The sequence below is a fragment of the Methylobacterium sp. XJLW genome (assembly GCF_003254375.1).
Lineage (GTDB): Bacteria > Pseudomonadota > Alphaproteobacteria > Rhizobiales > Beijerinckiaceae > Methylobacterium > Methylobacterium fujisawaense.
Window position 1 is genome coordinate 3975582 of sequence record NZ_CP016429.1, and the last position, 21336, is coordinate 3996917.

The 21336-nt window shown below is 69.0% G+C and carries 24 protein-coding genes; 12 read left to right on the plus strand and 12 right to left on the minus strand.

All coding sequences use genetic code 11. The features are described 5' to 3' along the window. The first annotated feature begins 27 nt into the window (after positions 1-27). Positions 28-228, plus strand: a complete 201-nt coding sequence (locus tag A3862_RS18445) for a hypothetical protein (protein WP_043757880.1) — start codon at positions 28-30, stop codon at positions 226-228. Positions 229-231: 3 nt separating this feature from the next. On the opposite strand, the gene A3862_RS18450 is transcribed toward A3862_RS18445, so the two are convergent. Genes A3862_RS18450 through A3862_RS18480 form a run of 7 tightly spaced genes read right to left on the minus strand, consistent with a single transcriptional unit; the run spans position 232 to position 5722 of the window. Beyond that, positions 232-1188: a YncE family protein gene (locus A3862_RS18450; RefSeq protein WP_043380736.1), complete on the minus strand. Its 957-nt coding sequence runs from the start codon at positions 1186-1188 to the stop codon at positions 232-234. After that, the gene (locus A3862_RS18455; protein ID WP_043380734.1) at positions 1185-1718 is read right to left on the minus strand and encodes an SRPBCC family protein; all 534 of its coding nucleotides are present in this window, start codon (positions 1716-1718) and stop codon (positions 1185-1187) included. Before A3862_RS18455 ends, A3862_RS18450 begins: the two co-directional genes overlap by 4 nt. Before the next feature lie 21 nt (positions 1719-1739). Continuing rightward, on the minus strand, positions 1740-2330 hold the full coding sequence (locus A3862_RS18460; protein ID WP_043757877.1) for a DUF447 domain-containing protein: 591 nt from the start codon (positions 2328-2330) through the stop codon (positions 1740-1742). Between the two features lie 4 nt (positions 2331-2334). Continuing rightward, complete coding sequence (locus tag A3862_RS18465; protein ID WP_111473886.1) at positions 2335-3897, minus strand: DUF6513 domain-containing protein; 1563 nt, start codon at positions 3895-3897, stop codon at positions 2335-2337. Beyond that, entirely contained in the window at positions 3894-4469 is a 576-nt protein-coding gene (locus A3862_RS18470; RefSeq protein ID WP_043757870.1) for an amino acid kinase family protein, read from the minus strand. The genes A3862_RS18465 and A3862_RS18470 overlap by 4 nt, the downstream gene beginning before the upstream one ends. Next, positions 4466-5167, minus strand: coding sequence for a (5-formylfuran-3-yl)methyl phosphate synthase (locus tag A3862_RS18475; RefSeq protein ID WP_043757868.1), 702 nt, complete (start codon positions 5165-5167; stop codon positions 4466-4468). The genes A3862_RS18470 and A3862_RS18475 overlap by 4 nt, the downstream gene beginning before the upstream one ends. A gap of 27 nt (positions 5168-5194) precedes the next feature. Next, complete coding sequence (locus A3862_RS18480; RefSeq protein WP_043380837.1) at positions 5195-5722, minus strand: DUF3280 domain-containing protein; 528 nt, start codon at positions 5720-5722, stop codon at positions 5195-5197. Positions 5723-5908: 186 nt separating this feature from the next. Here A3862_RS18480 and A3862_RS18485 point away from each other — a divergent pair, with 186 nt between their 5' ends. From A3862_RS18485 to A3862_RS18525, 9 genes are all read left to right on the plus strand, one after another. Further along, entirely contained in the window at positions 5909-7180 is a 1272-nt protein-coding gene (locus A3862_RS18485; protein WP_111473887.1) for an ABC transporter substrate-binding protein, read from the plus strand. 121 nt (positions 7181-7301) lie between these two features. Next, positions 7302-8285, plus strand: a complete 984-nt coding sequence (locus A3862_RS18490; protein WP_043348205.1) for a YVTN family beta-propeller repeat protein — start codon at positions 7302-7304, stop codon at positions 8283-8285. 67 nt (positions 8286-8352) lie between these two features. Further along, a complete protein-coding gene (locus tag A3862_RS18495) occupies positions 8353-8787 on the plus strand; it encodes a hypothetical protein (RefSeq protein ID WP_100793965.1) in 435 nt (144 codons plus the stop codon). Then, on the plus strand, positions 8787-9029 hold the full coding sequence (locus A3862_RS18500) for a hypothetical protein (RefSeq protein ID WP_043757860.1): 243 nt from the start codon (positions 8787-8789) through the stop codon (positions 9027-9029). Before A3862_RS18495 ends, A3862_RS18500 begins: the two co-directional genes overlap by 1 nt. Beyond that, the gene (locus A3862_RS18505; RefSeq protein ID WP_043757857.1) at positions 9026-9775 is read left to right on the plus strand and encodes an ABC transporter ATP-binding protein; all 750 of its coding nucleotides are present in this window, start codon (positions 9026-9028) and stop codon (positions 9773-9775) included. Before A3862_RS18500 ends, A3862_RS18505 begins: the two co-directional genes overlap by 4 nt. Continuing rightward, a complete protein-coding gene (locus A3862_RS18510; protein ID WP_043348198.1) occupies positions 9772-10665 on the plus strand; it encodes an ABC transporter permease in 894 nt (297 codons plus the stop codon). Before A3862_RS18505 ends, A3862_RS18510 begins: the two co-directional genes overlap by 4 nt. Positions 10666-10678: 13 nt before the next feature. After that, complete coding sequence (locus A3862_RS18515) at positions 10679-11317, plus strand: hypothetical protein (protein WP_043348195.1); 639 nt, start codon at positions 10679-10681, stop codon at positions 11315-11317. Positions 11318-11564: 247 nt separating this feature from the next. Next, positions 11565-14135, plus strand: coding sequence for a TonB-dependent receptor (locus A3862_RS18520; protein ID WP_043757855.1), 2571 nt, complete (start codon positions 11565-11567; stop codon positions 14133-14135). Positions 14136-14347: 212 nt separating this feature from the next. Then, the gene (locus A3862_RS18525) at positions 14348-14701 is read left to right on the plus strand and encodes a hypothetical protein (protein ID WP_078947280.1); all 354 of its coding nucleotides are present in this window, start codon (positions 14348-14350) and stop codon (positions 14699-14701) included. Between the two features lie 42 nt (positions 14702-14743). Here A3862_RS18525 and A3862_RS18530 read toward each other — a convergent pair whose 3' ends face one another. The 4 genes from A3862_RS18530 to A3862_RS18545 form a co-directional block, all read right to left on the minus strand. Then, on the minus strand, positions 14744-16261 hold the full coding sequence (locus tag A3862_RS18530) for an undecaprenyl-phosphate glucose phosphotransferase (protein WP_111473888.1): 1518 nt from the start codon (positions 16259-16261) through the stop codon (positions 14744-14746). Positions 16262-16405: 144 nt separating this feature from the next. Next, positions 16406-17605 carry a glycosyltransferase family 4 protein gene (locus A3862_RS18535; protein WP_043757850.1) on the minus strand — a complete coding sequence of 400 codons (1200 nt, stop codon included), beginning with the start codon at positions 17603-17605 and terminating at the stop codon, positions 16406-16408. 140 nt (positions 17606-17745) lie between these two features. Next, on the minus strand, positions 17746-18429 hold the full coding sequence (gene trhA, locus A3862_RS18540; RefSeq protein ID WP_043345925.1) for a PAQR family membrane homeostasis protein TrhA: 684 nt from the start codon (positions 18427-18429) through the stop codon (positions 17746-17748). A gap of 150 nt (positions 18430-18579) precedes the next feature. Next, positions 18580-19683 (minus strand): COX15/CtaA family protein, encoded by a 1104-nt coding sequence (locus A3862_RS18545; protein WP_053610676.1) that lies wholly within the window; start codon positions 19681-19683, stop codon positions 18580-18582. Positions 19684-19869: 186 nt separating this feature from the next. Between A3862_RS18545 and A3862_RS18550 the strand changes: the two genes are divergently transcribed. Together A3862_RS18550 and A3862_RS18555 are read left to right on the plus strand one after the other, a co-directional pair. Further along, positions 19870-20076 carry a DUF2842 domain-containing protein gene (locus A3862_RS18550; RefSeq protein ID WP_043345928.1) on the plus strand — a complete coding sequence of 69 codons (207 nt, stop codon included), beginning with the start codon at positions 19870-19872 and terminating at the stop codon, positions 20074-20076. A gap of 69 nt (positions 20077-20145) precedes the next feature. Next, positions 20146-20511: a hypothetical protein gene (locus tag A3862_RS18555; protein ID WP_083683462.1), complete on the plus strand. Its 366-nt coding sequence runs from the start codon at positions 20146-20148 to the stop codon at positions 20509-20511. 66 nt (positions 20512-20577) lie between these two features. On the opposite strand, the gene aat is transcribed toward A3862_RS18555, so the two are convergent. Next, the gene (gene aat / locus A3862_RS18560) at positions 20578-21261 is read right to left on the minus strand and encodes a leucyl/phenylalanyl-tRNA--protein transferase (RefSeq protein WP_043757844.1); all 684 of its coding nucleotides are present in this window, start codon (positions 21259-21261) and stop codon (positions 20578-20580) included. Positions 21262-21336 lie beyond the last annotated feature (75 nt).

Sequence of the window (21336 nt, forward strand, 5' to 3'; positions counted from 1 at the left end):
CCTTCCGTTCGACACGGGAGCGCGATCATGCCCGAGTTCGTCGCCAGCCTGCTGGCCGCTGCAGCCTTCTGCCTGACATTGCTCGCGCTGAACGCGCTGACGCGGCTGCTGATCCAGGCGCATTTCGCGCCCTCGGATCTCGGCGAGACCGGCCTCCTGCAAATCGGCGGCGCGCTGGTGATGGCCCGGGCGGCCTACCGCCGGGCGCCGCACCGCCGCATGGGCTGAGCCTCAGCGCAGGAAGGCGCCGAACGAGCGCGGGCCGTTGCCGGTGGGGATGGTCGCCAGCACCTTGAGCGTCTTGGAATCGAGGACGCTCAGGGTGTTGTCGCCCCAATTGGCCACGTAGAGGCGGCCGTCCGAATCCGCGGCGATCCCTTCCGGATGATCGCCGACATCGACGTCGGCGATCGGCTTCAGAGTGGCGAGGTCGAACGCCGTGACGCTGCCGGCATATTGGTCGGTGACGAAGCCGCGCCCGCCGGCGAGGGCGATCACGTAAGGCCGGCGGCCGGTCGGCACGCGGCCGATCTCGCGCCCGGTCTTCAAATCCAGAACCGAAACATCGTCCCCGGTGACATTGGCCGTGTAGGCGCGCCCGGCCGCGGCATCGAGGGTGATGCCGAACGGATGCTGCCCCACGGGAATGACGGAGCTCTCCCGTCGGGTCGCTGTATCCACGACGGAGACCGTGTCGGCCTCGCGGTTGGCGACATAGAGCGTTCCGCCATCGGGGCTGACGGCGATTCCCGAGGGCGAGGCGCCGACCGCGATCTCGCCGTCCGGGACCAGCGTACCGTCGCGCTCGGTCAGCACGAACAGACGGTGCCCGTACCAGTCGGCCACGTAGACGGTGCCGCCCCGCGGGTCGGCCGCGACGCCGAGCGGCCCGCCGGGCAGCGGCACCTCGGCGAGGACGCGGCCGGCATCGAGATCGAGGATCGCGAGACCGTGCCCCTCCGGACGCGTGACGTAGGCGCGCCGGCGATCGGGCGACAGGGCGATCCCGGCCGGGGCCCCGTCGACGGGGATGCGGCGCACCACCGTCCGGGTGGCCAGATCGACGATCTCGACCGCGCCGCCGAGCTGCGCGGTGACGATGGCCTCCCGGGCCGGTTCGGCTCGGGAGGCGGTTGCGATGAGAACGAGGCCGGCGGCGAGGGCCGCGCGGCCCCGAGACAGGCTCACGAGCCCTTCTCGACCTTGGCCTTCAGGTTGGCGAGGCTCGCCTTGATCCAGTCGCCGACGCCCTTCTCGGAAGCCTCGTCGTTCAGATCCGGCGGCGGATCGTTGTTCATGTAGCCGCGATAGAAGGCCGCCTTCCACTCGACCTTCGACTTGGCGTTGCCCTCGGGCTCGACCGTGATCGTCGCCGAGTAGTCGTTCGCCGGAAGATCCTTCACGTCGACCTTGTCGATGTAATAGGAGAACAGCTTGTCATCGGGCTTGTACTTGTTGCTGGTCTCCTGGATCTGATCGCCGTTCTTCAGGGTCAGGACACGCTTGAACTTGCCGGCCGGATCGCCGTTGAGCTCCGTCTTGGTGACGTTCTGCATCCAGTCGGAATTCTTCATATCGCCGAGCACGGCCCAGACCTTGTCGGCGGGGGCGTTGATCTCGATCGACTCGGTGATCTTGCGCCGGGTTGGGCCGTGGGCCTGCGCGGTAGCCGCCACTAGGGCTGCCGTGGCCGCCAGGGCCAGGGTGATTTTCTTCATCTTGTCCTTCTCCTCCCGCCCTCAGCGGTCGTCGCGATCGAGAACGCGCGCCTCGGGGCCGAGCGCCGCCGCGACCTTGTCCTCGATCCAACCCCAGGCCTCGCGCTCGCGCGGTCCAGCGGTCTTGCCGATGGCGATGGCGAGGTAGGCCATCTCCGTCAACACCTTATCGGGCTCCAACATGTGGAGCCGGGTCGAAAGAATGGCGCCTTCGAGGACGGCGGCCTGCGCGCGGTTATAGCCGATGAACGGCTGATGCGCGGCGCTGTGGACCATGCGGCCGCGGAAGCGCGGCCGCGTCTCGTGGGCCTCGACGGCGGCGACGGCGAACTCCGCGTGGCCGAAACTGTCGGCGAGGCGGCGGCCCTCGATCGCCGTGCAGGGCAGCGTCGGCCATTCGCGTCGGCCGGTCACCGCGCCGGCGATCACCCGGATGTCGCGGGGGCTCGAGGCTGCGAAGCAGGGGTTGGCCTCCAGATTGGCGATGGTCGGCGACGGCCGGAACGGCGCGAGGACGTAGCCGTCATCCTCGCCGATCAGTCCGAACGGAACGAGGTGCAGTTCGCCCGCCGGGGACAGGGTCGTGACGATGGTCTCGAGGATCAGCGGCATGGCCTCACGCCTTGTCGGCGGGGACGAGGCGCCCGCAGACCAGCTTCGTCGGCGGGTCCTGCGGACGCTCGGGCGCGGCCTCGGCCCGCACCCGGGCTTCGGGAATGGTCTCGGGCGGCGTTGCGCCGGCCTCGGGCCCGGTCAGCCGGGCATCGCGTGTCCCCGGTGGCGGCGCATCGGGTCCCGAATGCCGGGTATGGCCGGCCTTCTTGAAGGCGGTGGCATCCTCGATGTCGGCGTCCGCGGCGCAGCCCCAGTCGAGCGCTTCGTCCTGGACGTAGCGCTTGCCGAGCCGCCACGCCGTCTCCGCCTTGGCCAGTTCGGCGCCGAGATAGAAGGCGTGGGCGCCGTCGCTAGCCACATCGAGTTCGGGGAAGAAGGCCATCGCGTCGGTGCCGACCCTGTGGATGTCGCGATTGTAGAGGTGGATCCCGTCTTCGGCGGTCACGATCCGGTAATTCGGGTCGCGCACCTCCGCGGCGGCCTGGGCGATCTCGTCGGCCGTCTGCACGAACGGGCGCTTGTCGTGGAGGGCAAGCAGCGCCCGACCGTATCCCTTGGGCAGCGCGGAATCGGCCTTGGCCGCGTACATGACCCGTCGGGCGGCGTCGTGCTCCTCGACGGTGCGCCGGGTGTGGTTGGAGACCTGCACGATCAGCACGTTGCCGATCGACAGCTCCGAGCACATGCCGACGAGCAGCGCGGTGACGCCGAGGGAATCGGCCTCGGTCAGCTCGGTGAGATTGCCGGTGCCCATCATCATGTCGATCTCGGGCCAGCGGGCGCGGGTGTCGCGGTAGCGCGCGATCGAATCGACGAAGCCGTGATGGATCGGCTCCAGGATCGGATCGGCGAGGAAGGGGCGTCCCGCCTTCAGCATGCGCTCGATCGCGCGATCCAGGGAGGGCAGGTCGTCCGGCCGCAGGGGCACGAGGATCGGCACCGCGTCGGTCTCGAAGGCGAGATCGAGGGTCTCCTCATTCAGGCTCAGCAGGAAGTCGGCGCCGGCCCCGGCGCCCCGGACCAGCTCCTCGCGGGAGAAGGAATCGACGCTGACCTTCAGGCCTGCGCCCTTGAGGGCCTGGACGGACTCCTCGAGATGCGGAAACGGAGTGTCGGGCAAGCCGCCGAGATCGATGACGTCCGAGCCGCGCTGGGCGAGATCGAGGCCCTTGGCGACGATCTGCGCGACACTCATCTTCGACGCATCCACGATCTCCGAGAAGATCCGGAGGTCGTGCCGGGACAGATCGACCTTGCGCGCGGTCAGGCCGAGCCAGGCCGGCAGGTCGACCACCTCGTCGGGTCCCCGCTCCACGGGCACACCGAAATGGGCGGCGAGATGCTCCGGGTTGGCCCGGCACCGGCCCGGAAGGATGATCCGGGTGGCGCCCTCGGGGAGGACGATCCGTCGGCGGATGATCTCCTCGGTCATCAGCGCCGCGACCTTCACGCCGGCATCCGCGATGCTCCAGTGCAGATTCTCCGGCAGCCCCGCCGCGACCTTCTCGAGCCGCGCCCGGGCCAGACGGCCGGTGACGAAGACGATGTGCTCGGGGGTGCTCACGCGGCCGTCCTCGTCTCGACCGCAACGCGGCACTGCGGGCCCCAGATCTCGATCGCCCCCTCGAACTTGGCGGCGAAGCCCGGGAAGGCGCCATCCACGATCCCCTCCTGCGCCAGCGCGACGGGATCCCGGCCCTGCGGTACATCGATGGATTTCACCAGGACGCAGCGCTCGGCCCGGATCCGCGTCGCGAGCCAGAGGGCGAGGCTGTCCGAGGTCACGTCCCAGGTTTCCGGAATGTCCGGTTGGCCGCCGCGCAGGCCGCGCGGATTCCAAACCCGAATCCGGGCGGGCGCGGTCTCCGCCCAGGGCTCCAGGCTCTGCGCCAGACGCGGCTCGATCCCGCGGAAGATTCCGGCCGCGTCGCTCATGGCATCGAGGGCCCGGCGATGGGCCTCCGCATCGCCGAACCGCTCCCGTGCCTGCGCGGCACGGACGGCGTCGGCGAAGGCGCCGCCGCCCGGGACCACGATGCAGCGCCCGTGCGCCCCGTCGCCGATCGCCGTCAGCAGGGCGCGGCGGCGATGCGGATCCGCTTCGAGGCTGCCGCCGATCTTGATGACGGTGGTCACGCCGCGTCCTGCCGGCTCGGCCGGAGGGCGCGCAGCGCCTCGGCCACGCGCAGGGGATCGATGCCGTTGCGGCGGTCGAAGTCCCGGCACAGGCCGCCGCGGAAGCCGAGATAATCCGGCCGGTATGCGCACAGAACCGGGATGTCGATCACCCGGAGCGACCCGGCGAGGCCACTCATCAGGTCGTGCACCCGGCAGGCGGCGGTAAAGGCCGAGAGATCCGCGGGAGCGGCGAGATCGGGCAGGCGGGCGCCGGTCTTCCCTGCGGTATCGACCATGGCGCCCGCGAAGCCGGCGGCTGCGAGTGCGGGCACATGCGGGGCCGTCGTGCCGTCCTCGGCGAACAGCACGGCGATCAGCCGCCGCGGTGCCGCCGCGACAAGGTCGACCAGGGCCGACGGATCCCGGAGCAGGGCTGGCGCGATGCCCACCTTCACCCAGTCGACGCCGGTCTGCGCCAGGGCGGCCACGGATCGGACCGCGGGATCGGCCACCGCACTCGTCGCGGCACCGCCGGACACGCGGGCGACGATCTCCCGCACGATCCCGTCGTCCAGGGCGCCGAGCGCCCCGCGCTCCGGATCCTTGGCATCGATCAGGTCGGCACCCGCAAGGCGAGCGGCCTCGGCCTCAGCCGGATCGCGGACGCTGACGAGGAGCCGGGGCAGAGGATCTTGCTGGGTTGAAAACGTGGGCACGAAACACTCGGACTTGAACGGACCGTCTCAGGACTTCCCGGGCAGCGGCTCGGCGAGCAGGCGGTTCTTCACCACCCAGCGCATCGCGTGCGCCCAGGTATCGTCGGTGTCGGCGCGGATCGTCACCTGGCCGCCGCGCACCGCCTTGCCGGTATCGGCCTCGGCGATCGTGACGCTCAGGTTGAAGATCTGACCGGACCCCTTCTCCACATAACCGGTCACGACGAGGTCCGCACCCAGGCTCTTGGCGATGTCCGCCGCGCAGCCGTTGCATTTGTAGAGCGGCCCCTCCTTGGCGACGACGTCGGCCTTGGATGCGGTATCGACGATCTCCAGCCCGGCCCTGTCACGGAGGGCGTTGCGCAATTCGTCCGTGACGAGTGTGAGTTTCCGCGCATCGACCGGCCGCGTCCGGGTTCCATAGGAGGCGCCGGGATCGAAGAGTTCGACCGGAAACACGGCCGCCTTCTCGGCGGCGCTGGCCGCGCCGGGCAGGGCGGCCGAGAGCGCCACGAAACTGCAGGCAATCGCGGCGCGGAGAGACGTCAGGCGCATCGGCGGGAGCTTCCTCTCGAGGCGTTCGGCCGCCCGTATCGGCGGCGTCGTTCCCGCCATAGGTCGGGCGAAGGGACAATTTGGCAATGTACTTCCGCGTCCACCTATCCCACGACGGCAACGTGAACGTCGGGACGACACGCCGCGGTTGAGCGGCCAGAGCGGAAGCTGATAGAGGCCGCCCACATGCATCATCCTGCACCCGACACCGTCTTCCGGCCTCCGACGCGCCCAGCTTGGCTGCGCGCTGCCCTCGTCGCGCTGGCCCTGGCTCCGCCGTCGGCATGGGCCGAGGACCAAGCCCCGGCTGCGGCGGCGCAACCGGCCCAGCACGCGGCCCCGCAGGGGATCGAGACCCATATCGGCCTGATCTACCGGCCGCAGCCTGCGCCGTCCTCCTACGATGCTGAGGCGGCGCCCGAGGACGAGGGCCTGGCCGGCGCCAAGATGGGCATCGCCGACAACAACACCACCGGCCGTTTCACCAAGCAGTCCTACGTCCTCGACGAGGTGGCGCTGACGGACGACAAGCCGGACGCCGTGGCGGCCGCCAAGACGCTGATCGGCAACGGCGTCCGCTACCTCGTCCTGGCGCTCCCCGCAGATTCCGTCCTGGCGGTCGCGGACGCAATCAAGGACACGGGGTCCGTCATCCTCAACGCGGGGGCTGCCGACGACCGTCTGCGCGGCGCCGATTGCCGCGCCAACGTGTTCCACATCCTGCCGTCCCGGGCGATGCTGACCGATGCCCTGGCGCAGTACCTGACCGTGATGCGCTGGCGGAAGCTCTTCCTGATCGTCGGCCCGACCGAGGCCGACAAGGCCTACGCCGACGCGATGCGCAATTCGGCGCGGAAATTCGCGCTGAAGATCACCGCCGAGAAGCCCTGGACCTTCGGCCCGCTCGCCAAGGCGCGCGGCGACACGCCGACCCGGGCCGAGGCGATGGTCTTCACCCGGGGCCTCGACTACGACATGGCCGTCGTGGCGGATGAGGAGGGCGACTGGGGCGACTACGTTCCCTACCGCACCGTCGATCCGCGGCCCGTCGGCGGAACGCAGGCGCTGACGCCCACGACGTGGTCGCCGGTCCTGGAGACCTGGGGCGCCGCGCAGGCCCAGAACCGCTTCCGCCGGCTCGCATCGCGGCTGATGCGCCCGCTGGATTACCAAGCCTGGGCGGCGGTGCGGACAGTCGGCGAAGCCGTCACGGCGAAGAAGACCAACGATCCGGCCGTGATCGCCCCGTACCTCGTCGATCCCGCCTTCACCCTTCCGGCCTACAAGGGCGTGCCGCTGAGTTTCCGGCCTTGGGACCATCAGTTGCGCCAAGCGATCATCGTCGTGCAGCCCAAGGCGCTGGTCTCCGTCGCGCCCGAGCAGGGCTTCCTGCACCAGCGCACGCCCCTCGACACGCTGGGCGTCGACCTCCCGGAGACCACCTGCAAATTCAAGTAGGCCCGCGGCCTGCGGCGATGGAGAGCGGCCAAGGCCCTCGCAACGCGCGGGAATCGCACTACAAACCACCGGAGAGAACGTCCGCCGAGGACGCCGGGAAGCCGCAAGGGAAGGAATTGGGATGAGCCGCCCCGTCGAGGCATGTCTGAGTGGGATCGCCCTTGGGGCGTGGTTCGCCCTGTGCGGTCCGGCCGCCGCCTTCACCGCCTACGTCACGAACGAGAAGGGCAACTCGGTCAGCGTCATCGACACCAACACGATGGCGGTGACGGCGACCTGGAAGGTGGGGCGGCGCCCGCGCGGCGTGACCGTCTCCAAGGACGGCAAGGAGGTGTACGTCTGCGCCAGCGACGACGACCGGATCGACGTGCTCGATACGAGTTCCGGCAAGGTGGTGCGCTCGCTGCGCTCCGGGCCGGATCCGGAGCAGTTCATCCTCGATGCCTCCGGCAACCCGCTCTACGTCGCCAACGAGGACGACAGCCAGGTCACGATCATCGACATCGAGAAGAACAAGGTGCTTGCCGAGGTGCCGGTGGGTGTCGAGCCGGAGGGGATGGGCCTGTCGCCGGACGGCAAGGTCCTGGTCAACACCTCCGAAACCACCAACATGGCCCACTTCATCGACACGAAGACCTTCCAGGTCATCGACAACGTGCTGGTCGATGCCCGGCCGCGCTTCGCCGAGTTCACCGCCGACGGAAAGTACCTGTGGGTCTCGGCTGAGGTCGGCGGCACGGTGAGCGTCATCGACGTGGCGCAGCGCCGGGTGATCAAGAAGATCACCTTCAAGATCCCGAGCGTGAACGACGAGGCGATCCAGCCGGTGGGCATCCGGATCACCAAGGACGGCAGCAAGGCCTTCGTAGCCCTGGGTCCGGCCAACCGCGTCGCGGTGATCGATGCCAAGACCTACGAGGTCGAGAAGTATCTGCCGGTCGGCCAGCGCGTCTGGCAACTGGCCTTCACGCCGGACCAGAAGATGCTGTTCACCACGAACGGCACCTCGAACGACGTCTCGGTGATCGACGTGGCCGCCGAGAAGGTGGTGAAGAGCATCCCGGTCGGGCTCCTGCCCTGGGGCGTGGCGATCTCGCCGAACTGATCCGCGCGACCTCCGGGCGCCAAGCGAGGACGGCCGCGTGCGAAGCGGCCCTAGGGTGGAACACGACATGACGCGCATGTTTCGAACGGCGGCCCTCGGCCTGGCAGGGCTGCTCGCCGCATCCCCGGCGAGTGCCCTCGACCTGACCAAGAAACGGGAGAACCTGCCCGACCTCGTCCTGGGCGACGATCAGGGCAACGACTTCGTGGTCGAGAACAAGGACATCACCCTGGAATCCGGCAAGGCCTACCGGCTGCGGATCGTCGCCAAGGGGCGCCAGGAATACAAGTTCTACGCGCCTGAGTTCTTCCGTTACATCTGGTTCAACCAGATCGTGATCGAGCACAAGGAGATCCACGGCGGCGGACCGCCCGATCACCTGGAGTTCGACGATCCCGGCGAGATCGCCATCGAGTTCGTGGCGATCAAGCCCGGCACCTACACCTGGGCGGCGCGCGGCCTGGAATCCAAGGGCATGACCGGCACGCTGACGGTGAAGTGATGCGCATCCTCCTGCTCTCCGCCTGCCTCCTCGCTGCCGGTCCGGCTTTCGCGGCCGACGATGCCTCCGCCTGTGCCGAAGGCATCACGATGATCCGCGACGCCCTTGCGCTGAATCCGCCGGAGGCGGCCGTGCCGAAGCTCAAGAAGGCCCTGCGGGTGGCCGAGCGGGAGCAGAAGGAGGGCGAGTTCGACGAGTGCCTCGACGCCGTGGCCGACGCCCGGAAGGTCCTGGGCCGATGAGCGCATCCGAGGCGGCGGCCCTCCTGATCGAGCATGTCGGCCACCGGTTCGGCGCCCGCGCCGCGCTGGACGACGTCTCGATCACGGTGGAGCGCGGGCACTTTGCCGCGCTGCTGGGGCCGAACGGCGCCGGCAAGACGACGCTGTTCTCGGTCATCACCCGGCTCTACAACAACCAGACGGGGAGGGTCTCGATCTTCGGCCACGCCCTCGATCGCGAGCCGTCCCGGGCGCTGGCGCGACTCGGCGTCGTGTTCCAGGCCCGCACCCTCGACACCGATCTCACCGTCGAGCAGAACCTTCTCTACCATGCGAGCCTGCACGGCATCACCCGCACCGCCGCCAAGGTCCGGGTCGGCGAACTCCTCGATCGCGTCGGTCTGGCGGATCGGCGCCACGACAAGGTGCGCACGCTCTCGGGCGGGCAGTCGCGCCGCATCGAGATCGCCCGCTCGCTGATCCATCGCCCGGACCTGCTGCTCCTCGACGAGCCCACCGTCGGACTCGACCTCGAGTCGCGGGCCGACATCGTGGCGATCGTCCGCGCCCTGGTGCGGGAGGAGGGATTGTCGGTGCTCTGGGCAACCCACATCTTCGAGGAGATCGCGGACGACGACGATGCGGTGGTCCTGCACCGGGGCCGGATCGTCGCCCGGGGACGGGCCGGCGAGATCGGCATGCCCGGCGAGGCGCTCGCCGACGCGTTCCGCCGCCTCGTGGCCGAACCGGGGAGGGCGGCGGCATGACCCATCCGACACCCCTCGCCACACGGATCGGCGCCGCCCCGCCGCGGAGCCAGACGGAACGGATCGGTCGCCTCGACGCGGTGGGCTACCTGATCTGCCTCGGCGGCATCGTCCGCCGCGAATTGCTGCGCTTCTTCAATCAGAAGGAGCGGTTCTTCTCGGCGCTGGTCCGGCCGCTGGTCTGGCTGTTCATTTTCGCGGCGGGTTTCCGCAACACGCTCGGCGTGTCCATCGAGCCGCCCTACCAGACCTACGTGCTCTACGAGGTCTACGTGGTGCCGGGCCTCGCCGTGATGATCCAGCTGTTCAACGGCATGCAGTCGTCCCTGTCGATGGTCTACGACCGCGAAGTCGGCTCGATGAAGGTGCTGCTGACCTCGCCCTATCCGCGCTGGCTGCTGCTGCTTGCCAAGCTGATCGCCGGCGTCGCCGTCTCGATCGTGCAGGCCTACGCGTTCCTCGCCGTGGCCTATTTCTGGGAAAGCGACATCCCGGTGCTCGGCTACCTCACGGCGCTCCCGGCATTCCTGGCCACCGGGCTCATGCTCGGGGCGATCGGGCTGTTCCTGTCCTCGCTGGTCCGCCAGCTCGAGAACTTCGCCAGCGTGATGAACTTCGTGATCTTCCCGATGTTCTTCGCTTCCTCGGCCCTCTATCCCCTGTGGCGGATTCGGGAATCCTCGGAGACCCTGTACTGGATCTGTGAGCTGAACCCGTTCAGCCACGCGGTCCAGCTCGTCCGCTACGCCCTCTACGTCCAGTTCGAGCCGGTCGCCTGCGCCGTGGTGGTGGGCGTGGGGCTCGCCTTTTTCGGCATGGCGGTGGTCGCCTACGATCCCGGTCGCGGCATCATGGCCCGGCGCGGCGGCCCGGCCGGCGACAACACCTGATGGAGCCTGCCTGATGAACGTCCTCCTCACCCGCATCCTCGGCCCGGTGCTGGGGCTGGCCTTTCTCTCCGGCCCCGCCCTGGCTCAGCCGAAGCCGGACCCGAATTGGCCCTGCGTCCAGCGCAAGGTCGCCACCCTGAGCGCCGGCCAGTTCTGGACCGGACCGGACGTCGCGGCGGCCGGCGATTGGGGCAGCGACAACGATGCGGCGGTCCTGGCGCAGAAAATCGCCTCCCGGCGCACGGACCTGTCGCAGGTCGGGCCGCTCCTCGACACGTTCGTGGAGAAATTCGGGTCCGACAAGGACGCGAAGGACAAGGCCCTGACGCGCGTCTTCGCGGGCGTGTTCGAGGTGCTGAACGGCGAGCGGGACAAGGTGGTCAGCGGCATCGCGCGCTACGCGCAGGGGCAGCGCCGGATGGCCGAGCGGATCCGCGACGAGGCCGACAAGATCAGCCAGGTGAAGGACGCGCCGAGCGCCTCGGACGCCACCGAGCTTCCCAAGGACCAGTCCGAGCTGGAGACGAAGTTCGCCTGGGATCGCCGGATCTTCCAGGAGCGAAGCCAGTCACTGACCTATGTCTGCGAGGTTCCGCAGCTGCTGGAGCAGCGGCTCGGCGAGCTCGCCCGCCTGATCCAGGCGCGACTCTGACAGCGTTCGGCCTCCTCTTGCCGATTCATCCCGGGCACATTGCCGAAACGTCCCTAAGCCTCTGAGATCGTTATCGAAACTGTTGCCGTTTCACCACGTCGTGACGGCTTAGCTTGGCTCCGACCGGAAATAGAGCCGAAACGCGGCTCGCGTGTTCTTGAACCAATTGTGTGCGTCCCCGGCACCCGCCAAGAGAGACCCAAGCTCGGAAGTCACGAGCATGTGTTCGGTCTTGAGGGGGTTGGGGATGTCACTTCGGGCGCTTCGGAGCAGCCTGGTCGCGTCAGCATCGGTCCTGGCGGGGACGGTTCTCCCCACCGCCGTGCAGGCTCAGCAATCGGTGACGCTCGGCGAGATCAGCGTCGTCTCGACGTCGCCGGTCGGGTCCGGCGGCGGCAATTCGAGCCAGGCGCAGATCTTCAACGGGCCCGGCCCGGTGCCGCCGGCGGGTTCGGTGGGACCGAGTATCGGAACGCGGCTGCGCGGCTCCGAGCAGCCCCTCTACAAGATCCCCAGCACCGTCGAGTCGGTCACCGCCAGCGATCTCACGATTGATCGCGCCAGCAACAACCTGACCACGACGCTGGCCCGGCGCACCCCCGGCATCAACGTCTCCGACTCGCAGGGCAACAACAACCGCGTCGACATCACCTATCGCGGCTTCACGGCCTCGCCGGTCCAGGGCGTGCCGCAGGGACTCGCCGTCTACCAGAACGGCGTGCGCATCAACGAAGCCTTCGGCGACATCGTCAATTTCGACCTGATCCCCCCGCAGGCGATCCAGCGGATCGACGTCGTCACCGGCAACCCGGTCTTCGGCCTCAACGCGCTGGGCGGCGCGGTCAACATCCAGATGAAGAACGGCTTCACCTGGCAGGGGACCGAGATCTCGGCCTGGGGCGGCTCGGACGCGCGCACCGCCGGCTACCTCGAATACGGCAAGGTCTCCGGCCCCTGGAGCGTCTACTTCACCGGCGACGGCCTGAACGACCGCGGCTGGCGCTACGAGAGCCCGAGCACGATCGGCCGGATCTACGGCGACATCGGCTACCGCTCCCAGGATTCGGAGTTCCACCTGATCGGGCTCGCCGCCCGCAGCTTCTACGGCGCCGCCGCCGCGACCCCGGTGGACTTCACCCACCGCGACCCGCGGGCGATCTTCACCTACCCGCAGACCACCACCACCGAGGTCGGCACCCTCCAGCTCACCGGCCGGGTGGACATCTCGCCGACCTGGGATCTCGCCGGCAACGCCTATTTCCGCCGCTTCAGCCAGACCTACGTCGACGGCAACGACGGCAACTTCGAGAATTGCAGTACACGGTCGAGCTTCCGCGGGAATCTCTGCTTCGAGGATGACGGCTTCAGCCCGGCTGCCGGCCAGTCGCAGAACGCCTTCCGCAACCAGTTCCTGATCCTGGGCCAGCAGAACCAGCGGATCCCGTTCCGGGCGGGCATCCCGTACGGCACGCTGGACACGACCCGGACGGAAGCCACCGGCTTCGGCGGCTCGCTGCAGGCGGCCAACCGCGACCGGATCTTCGGCCTGTCCAACACGTTCGTGGTCGGCGGCAGCATCGACGCGGCCAACTACTCGTTCAAGTCGTCCAGCACCCTGGGCGTGATCAACCCGAACCTGTCGATCACCACCGATCCGAGCAACCCGTTCTACGGCAACATCCCGGGCCTCGGCACGCCGCAGCTGCGGACCGCGGGCGCGCTGGGCATCGCGCCGAGCTCGGTCAACGGCTCCAACCTCTATATGGGCCTCTACACCCTCGACACGCTCGACGTGACCGACCGGCTGTCGCTGACCGCCGGTGCCCGGCTCAACTTCGCGCGCATCCAGAGCGAGGATCTGACCGGCTTCTCGCCGGACGTGACCGGCACGCACTACTTCAACAAGATCAACCCGGTCGCCGGCCTGACCTACCGGTTCTTCGACGCGCTGAACCTCTACGGCAGCTACTCGGAGTCGAACCGCGCCCCGACCCCGCTGGAACTGGCCTGTGCCAACCCGGACCGGCCGTGCCTGCTGCCGAACTCGCTGGTGGCCGACCCGCCGCTCAAGCAGGTCACCGGGCGGACCTACGAGGTCGGCTTCCGCGGCCAGCTGCCGAACACCTATGACGGCGGCATCATCACCTACAAGATCGGCGCCTTCCGCACCGACCTCGCCAACGACATCCTGTCGCTGGCCACCCCCGGCAACACCGCCCGCGCCTATTTCGTCAACGTGCCGTCGACGCAGCGGCAGGGCATCGAGGTCGGCGGCGAGTACACGGCGGATTACCTGCGGGTCTACGCCAACTACGCGCTGGTGGATGCGACCTTCCAGTTCAACGGCACCCTGTCGTCGCCCAACAACCCGCTGGCGGATGACGGCGCGATCCAGGTCCGCAAGGGCAACATCGTGCCGCTGGTGCCGACCCATCAGATCAAGGCCGGGTTCGACTATTTCGTCACGCCCGACTGGCAGTTCGGCCTCTACCTCCAGGCCTTCTCCTCGTCCTACTTCCGCGGCGACGAGTCGAACCTGAACCGGAAGCTGCCGCCCTACTACGTGCTGAACTTCCAGACGAAGTATCAGGTGACGAAGAACCTCGAGGTCTTCGGCCTGATCACCAACCTGACCAACAACCGCTACGCCACGTTCGGCACCTTTGCCGAGCCGGGCGCGGTGGCCGGCAACCTGCGGATCAGCGATCCGCGGACCACGACCCTGGCGCAGCCGTTCTCGGTCTACGCCGGCATCCGCTACGCCTTCGGTGCCGACCCCGTGCCGATGTCGCCGGAGCCGATCATCCGGAAGTACTGATCCGTCCCAGGTGTCCAGAAGCGGGCGCCTCCCGCGGCCGACCGGCCGCGCGGGGCGCCCGTCGCGTTTCGCGGCCCTGCATGCGGCCTCCTGTCTCGGGAACGGGCCCGTCTGCCCGGCGTCTCCCCGGTAGCCGCGCCGGCGCGTCACAATCCGCTCAGGAGCGGGATGTCAGCGCCGGCCGCAATCCGACACCGTGGAGTTTCATCCTGATGATCATGCGTTTCGCCGTTGCAGCCCTGGCCCTGGCGGCCGCCACGCCGGCCCTGGCGACCCCGTGCGCCGACGAGGTCTCTACGCTGCAGAGGCGGCTCGACAGCGCCGGCGCCGTCGCAGTGACGGGCAAGACGCCGCCCGGCGGCCCAACCTCGTCCAACTCGCCCAAGGCGCTCGACACGCCTCCGAAGCTCACCGAGTCGGATGCCGCGGTGAAGCCCACGGCTGCGGGTGTCGAGGAGGCCAAGAAGCTCGTCGCGCAGGCGAGCCAGCAGGACAAGGCCGGGGACGCTCAGGGCTGCCGCGACACGATCATGAAGGCCAAGGAGAAGGCGGGCGCCCTGCCGTAGCGGCACCCGTGGCCGGCACCGTCCGGGTGCCGGCCCCTCCGCTCAGTAGGCGTTCTCGGTCTTGAACAGCGCGAAGGGCGTGGTGAGCAGGATCTGCAGGTCGAGCAGCACCGACCAGTTCTCAATGTAGTAGAGGTCGTGCTCGACGCGCCGCTGCAGCTTCTCGGACGTATCGGTCTCGCCGCGCCAACCGTTGACCTGGGCCCAGCCGGTAATGCCGGGCTTGACCTTGTGGCGGGCGAAGTACCCGTCGACCACCTGATCGTACAGCGTGTTGGCGGCCTTGGCCTGAAGGGCGTGCGGGCGTGGGCCGACGAGCGACAGGTCGCCCTTCAGCACGTTGAACAGCTGCGGCAACTCGTCGAGCGAGGTCTTGCGGATGAAGCGGCCGACCGGCGTCACGCGCGGATCGCCCCGCGTGACCATCCTGGCGGCGCCGGCGTCGCACTGATCCACGTACATCGAGCGGAACTTGTAGACCTCGATCAGCTCATTGTTGAAGCCGTGGCGCTTCTGCCGAAACAGGACCGGCCCGCGGGAGGTCAGGCGCACGGCGAGGGCGATCACCAGCATGAGCGGCGACAGCGCCAGAAGCATCATCAGACCGACGCACCGATCGAACACCGCCTTCACCACCACGTCCCAATCGGCGATCGGCCTGTCGAAGACGTCGAGCACCGGAACCGAGCCCAGATACGAGTAGCTGCGAGGACGCAGGCGCAGCTTGGCGGCGTGGGCCGAGAGCCGGATATCGATCGGCAGAACCCAGAGCTTGGCGAGCATCTGGAGGATGCGCGCCTCCGCGGTGATCGGGATCGTGAAGACGATCAGGTCGAGCCGGGCGTGCCGCGCATAGGCCACGAGGTCGTCGACATTGCCGAGCTTTGGATGCCCCGCCACCACGTCCGATGACCGATCGGCGTTGCGGTCGTCGAACACGCCGACAATGCGGATGCCGTTCTCGCTCTGTGTCTCCAGGGCGGCGATCAGGGCTTCCGCGGGCTGGCCGCCGCCCACGATGGCGGTGCGCCGGTCGAACCGACCGGCCCGGGTCTGGGCGTCGATGATCCGGAAGAGGACGAAGCGCCCGACCAGCAGCATCGCGAGTCCGGCGCCGAAGAAGGTTCCCAGCCAGAGGCGCGAGTAATGGTCGGCCACCTTGGCCAGCACGAGGCCGGTGGCGACCATCAGAAAGGTCAGCGACCACGCCACGATCAGCCGGATCGCCGTCCTGAAGAAGCTCCGGAAGGCGGCGATCCGATAGCCGCCGGACGCCTGAATCAGCGTCACGGTGGTCACGGCGATCATCCCGATGACGCCCGCATAGGTCAGACCGAACGGCACGCGACCGCGCAGCATCAGCACGTGCAGGAGCGTGCCGAGGCCGAAGATCAAGGCGCATTCCAGCGCGCGCACCAGCCCGGCCACGACGACGGGCGAGATCGCCGTGGGCCCGGGAACCGCAGCCTCGGCGAGGGGGACGCTGTCGCGAGCCGGCGCCGAAGAGGCCTCCATCGGCACGGCGGCGTCGAGAAGATCGCGAATATCGAACGCGCTCATCGATCGGCTCCCCCCGAGCCCTGCAGCCGCCACTTCGAACGGAGCTTGGCACGGGGCATTGATTGAAGACTTAAGGGCGAGGCTGTCGCCGCCTTTTCCACTGCGACGCACAAGCCCCGGCGCATCACGTCCCTGCGACCGAGCTCAGGCGGTCCGGGCTCCGGCGATCTCACCGGGGGCAGGCTTGCGGCTTTGCGCGCGGGCCTCGAAGGCCGCGGCGTAGCCGGAGATCACCTCGCTGCCCATGCGCTCCAGCGAGAAGCGCTGCCGGATCGATGCGCTGAGGCTCTGCGTCCGGGCGGCGAGCACATCGGGTGGGGCGTCGAGGACGCGCCGGATGCCGTCTGCGAGCGCGCCCGCATCCCCGGACGAGACCAGATCGGATGCGGCCGGACCGAAGATCTCCGGTATGCCGCCGACTCGGGTGGCGACCAGGGGCTGCGCCGCCGCCGCGGCTTCCAGCACGACGTAGGGCAGCGATTCCGCCAGCGACGGGACGACCAGGATCCGTCCGCGGGCGAGGACGGAGCGAATCGCCTGGGGCGGCTCGAATGCCACCGCGTCGGCGAGACCGAGGCGTGCCACGGTCTCGCGGAGGCTCTGGGCATCCGGGCCCGAGCCGACCATCAGCAGGCGCAGCGCCCGGCCCTCGGCGCGGAGCCGGACCAGGGCTTCGAGCAGATAGGGCAGACCCTTGGCCTCCCGCAGCTCGCCGACATAGAGCAGGTCGAAGGGCTCCGCGACGCGGTCCAGGGGCGCGAACTCGGCCTCGGCGATACCGTTGTGCACGATCCGCGTCACACGCTCGGGGCCGCCGACGAAGCGCCGGTGCCGGCCGGCGACGTACTCGCTTTCGAACAGGAACGCGTCGGTGCGGCGGGCCAGCATCGCCTCGGCCCCCATGTAGAGACGGTGGAGCCCAGTGCCCGGACGGTAATTGTAGCTGCCGCCATGCGGGGTGTACGCGCGGATCGCCGGTCCCGCCCCAGCAAGGCGTGCATACACACCGCCTTTGGCGCCGTGACCGTGAAGCACCTCCGCGCCGACCGCGGCAGCCCGTTGTGCGACGTTCCGGAGGCAGGACCAGTCCGACAGATGCGGATTGCGGCGCATGGGTATGCGGAGGAGGCCGAGATCCAGGATCGGCAGCAGATCCGCCAGGGCTCCCGCGGCGCGCTCGCCGCCGGTGGTGGCGTCGCAGACGATCCCGACCTGATGGCCCGCGGCGGCCTGCAGGCGGGCGAGATCCATTACGTGCCGGAACAGGCCGCCTACGGGCGCCCGGAACAAGTGAAGGATCCGGTAACGCTCAGCACTGCCAGAGGCGTTCGACTTCGGGACCACGGTTCAGCTCCCGGAAATATAAGTTCCCAGGTTATGATCCACCGGCGGTCGCGGGACACTTAAAGCAGGATCGGGGGGCTCGACCTTTCGGTCGGGACGGTAAGCGGAGTTTTACGTGCGAGGCCGCAACCGATCCTGCCCTAGGTCAGCGGTGCGCCGTTCAGGCTGGCCCAGATCGTCCCGTAATGGCAGGCCGCCGCGGCCAGGACGAAGCCGTGCCAGATCGCGTTCTGGAAGGGCAGGGTCCGCCAGATGTGGAAGATCACACCGATGGAGTAGAGCGCCCCGCCGATGCCCAACAGCCACAGAGCCGTGGGCTGGAGCGCTGCGATGACGGATTCGTAAGCGAGCAGGCCGCTCCAGCCCAGCAGCAGGTAGAGGCCGATCGACAGCCGATCGAACCGGCCCGGCAAGAGGAGCTTCACCGCAATCCCGATCAGCGCCACCACCCAGATGATCGCCAGCAGCGCATAGGCTCGGATCCCCGACCCCACGAGGGCGACCAGCGGCGTGTAGGTGCCGGCGATCATCAGGTAGATCAGGGCGTGGTCGGCGCGGCGGAGCAGCCATTTGCGCGGACTCACGGGGTACAGGTTGTAGAGGGCAGAGACGCCGAGCATCAGGACCAGTGCCGCGGCGTAGACGACGACCGCCGCCCGCTCGCCGAGGCCGAGATGTGTGGTGACCGCCGTTGCCACCAGGGCTACCGCGCCGGCGAAACCGAGGAGAACGCCGAGGCCGTGGATCACGCCATCCGCCACGATCTCCCGCGGCGTGTAGTGCCAGGTCAGGGAGAGGGGTCGGCCATCTTCCGCGAGAGACATCTTGAAGCCTCCTGCAACGCTTGCAGCATAAAGCTTGAGAAGTCTAAGTCGTTCCCCGTGCAGATTGCTGATGCGGAGTTATCCCAAGGTTCCACTAAAAGCGGTAAAAGTCTCGTGCAGCGCAGCACGATGGCCGCACCGCACGATAGCCTAGATCCGGCCTCTCGCCAGCCCCTCGAACCCCAGGGGCGGCTCCGCGGCCGCCGGCATCACTACGCCGGATCCCCGGCTGATCCGGGCATGGACTGTCGCCATCGTCAGCACGGCCATAGCCAGCACCTGATGCGCGAGCGCCGCCCAGAGCGGAACGGCGAGGAGCAGCGTCGCGATTCCAAGCGCCATCTGGGCGAGAACGAGGATCACGACACCGTTGGCGCGGCCGGCCGCGTTCGCCGGCCCGGTGAGGCGGGCGTCGATGGCGTGAAGGATCGCCACGACCAGGACCAGATAGGCCGTCACCCGATGGTCGAACTGAACCAGGGCGTGGTTGTCGACGAAGTTCTCGATCCAGGGCCGGATTGCGAACAGGCTGTCCAGCGGCGGCACAAAAGCGCCGTCCATTGTGGGCCAGGTATTGAAGACGAGGCCGGCATGGGAGCCGGCGACGAGCCCTCCGAGGAAGATCTGCACCAGCACCAGGATCGGGAGCACCATCGCGGTCGCCTGCAGGCGCGCCGGGACCGGTGCCAGGACGCCGCGGCGCTCGCCCGCCGCCAGCCAGACGAGGCCGGCCAGGATCAGGCTGGCGGTGGTGAGGTGCAGGGCGAGCTTGAGCGGGGCCACCGCGGTCATGCCGGGCTGGAGGCCCGAAGCGACCATGATCCAGCCGATGGCGCCCTGAAGGCCGCCGAGCACGCCGAGGCCGAGCAGCCCGAATCCGAGACGCCGGCTGATCCGGCCCTGCCACCAGAACACGATCAGCGGCAGGAAGAACACGAGGCCGATGAGCCGGCCGAGGACGCGATGGCCCCATTCCCAGCCATACAGGACCTTGAACGCGGACAACCCCATCCCCTGGTTGAGGATGTTGTATTGCGGCGTGTCCTTGTACTTGGCGAATTCGGCGGCCCAGTCGGCCTCGGTGAGGGGGGGGATCGCCCCGGTGACGGGGCGCCACTCGGTGATCGACAGGCCGGACCCGGTCAGACGCGTCGCGCCGCCGACCGCCACCATGGCGACGACCATGGCCGCGACCACGTAGAGCCAGGTTCGCACCGCCCCCGACCGCCGGTCGCCCGCGCCACTCATGTCCATGCCCGTCCCTTCCGCGGATGCCGGGATGCCCCGGCCGCCGCCTTCGGGTTAGGGGATGTCCGACCGCCCAGCAACGGCGCCGGCGCCGCAGCCCGCGTCAGCGGGCGCGTTGCCAACCGGATCACAGGACGGTAGCCGTCCCCGGTCGGCGCCGGGAGCGCCGGCCGCGAGGCCACGGACACAGCAATGCGCCGCCGCACCCGAACCCTGATCGGCACCCTCGTGATCCTCGCCTTCGTCTGCCTCTACGGCCCGCTGGCGATGGCCCTGGCCGACAGCCGCATCGCGGAGACGCCCGCGCCGGTGCAGGCGGTGATCTACTCGATTCTCGGCATCGCCTGGATCTTCCCGCTGATGCCGCTGATCCGGTGGATGGAGCGGCCCGATCGCTGACGCCGATCCCTCGATTTTGCCGCACTCGGGGATCACAAGCCTGCCCGTTCCCGCTCGAGATCCCGCTCCGTGCACCGCCCGTCCCTATGCCTTACGCCTCTGGCTGCCCTCGTCGTGATGCTGGCGCCCTTGCCGGTCCTGGCTCAGGGGACCCCGCGCTCTATCGGTGAATGCGAGCGCCTGAAGAACGACCTCGCCTACAATCAATGCCTCGCGATGTTCGGCCCCGCGGCCAAGAACGTCGCCGGCGGCTACGCCTCGGCCGACACCGCTGTGGCCACGGCTGCCACCCCGGCGGCCGCCATGGCAGAGCCGATCCCGCAGGTGGAGGAGACGGCCGAGGCCAGCACCAGCCGCCGCCGGCGCTACCGGTCCGCGCGCGGCCGGCAATACGCCTCGTTCTCGACCGGCTACCGGCACCGGCGCCGGCGCTGACGCCGGCCTCCGGATCGGCCGCTCCGACGCCTGGCATCTCGACCGGGATCCTCTGGGATCTCGACTTTAAGGCAGGTCCGGAGATTCCAGAGCCTCGAGGACCCGCGCGCCCGGCATCGAGCCGTCGCCGGGCCAGACGTTCCAGTCGGCGACCTGATCGAGGGCTTCGGCGAGCCGCCGCTTGTAGACGTGCCGCGGCACCTCCTCGGCGCCGAACTGGGTGAGATGGTCGGTGACGAACTGGGTATCGGCGAGCCGGTAGTGCCCGGCGCGGAGGCGGGCCATCAGGTGGACGAGGGCGACCTTCGAGGCGTCGCGCACCTCGTGGAACATGCTCTCCCCGAAGAAGGCCGCCCCCAGCGAGACGCCGTACAGGCCGCCGACGAGCCGCCCGTCCGCGCCCGCATAGACCTCGACCGTGTGGACATGGCCGAGATCGAACAGGGCGCCGTAGAGTTCGCGGATTCGTGCGTTGATCCAGGTGCGCTCGCTGTCCCGGCGCGGCGCGGCGCAACCGTCGATCACAGCTTCGAAGTCGGTGTCGCAGCGGACCACGAACTGGTCGGACCGCACCGTCCGGGCGAGGCGCCGGGGGACACGGAACGCATCGAGGGGCAACACGCCCCGCGCCTTGGGCTCGACCCAGTAGAGCGTCGGGTCGTCGGCGTCCTCCGCCATCGGGAAGATTCCCGCCGCGTAGGCCTTCAGCAGGATCTCGGGGGTGATGTCCACGCGGGCGGAATCGTGCATGCCGTGAGTGTCGCGCGCGGCCGGCGCGAAGACCAGATCCCGCGCGTGGAGCGGTCGCCGCAGCCCCGCCCCGGT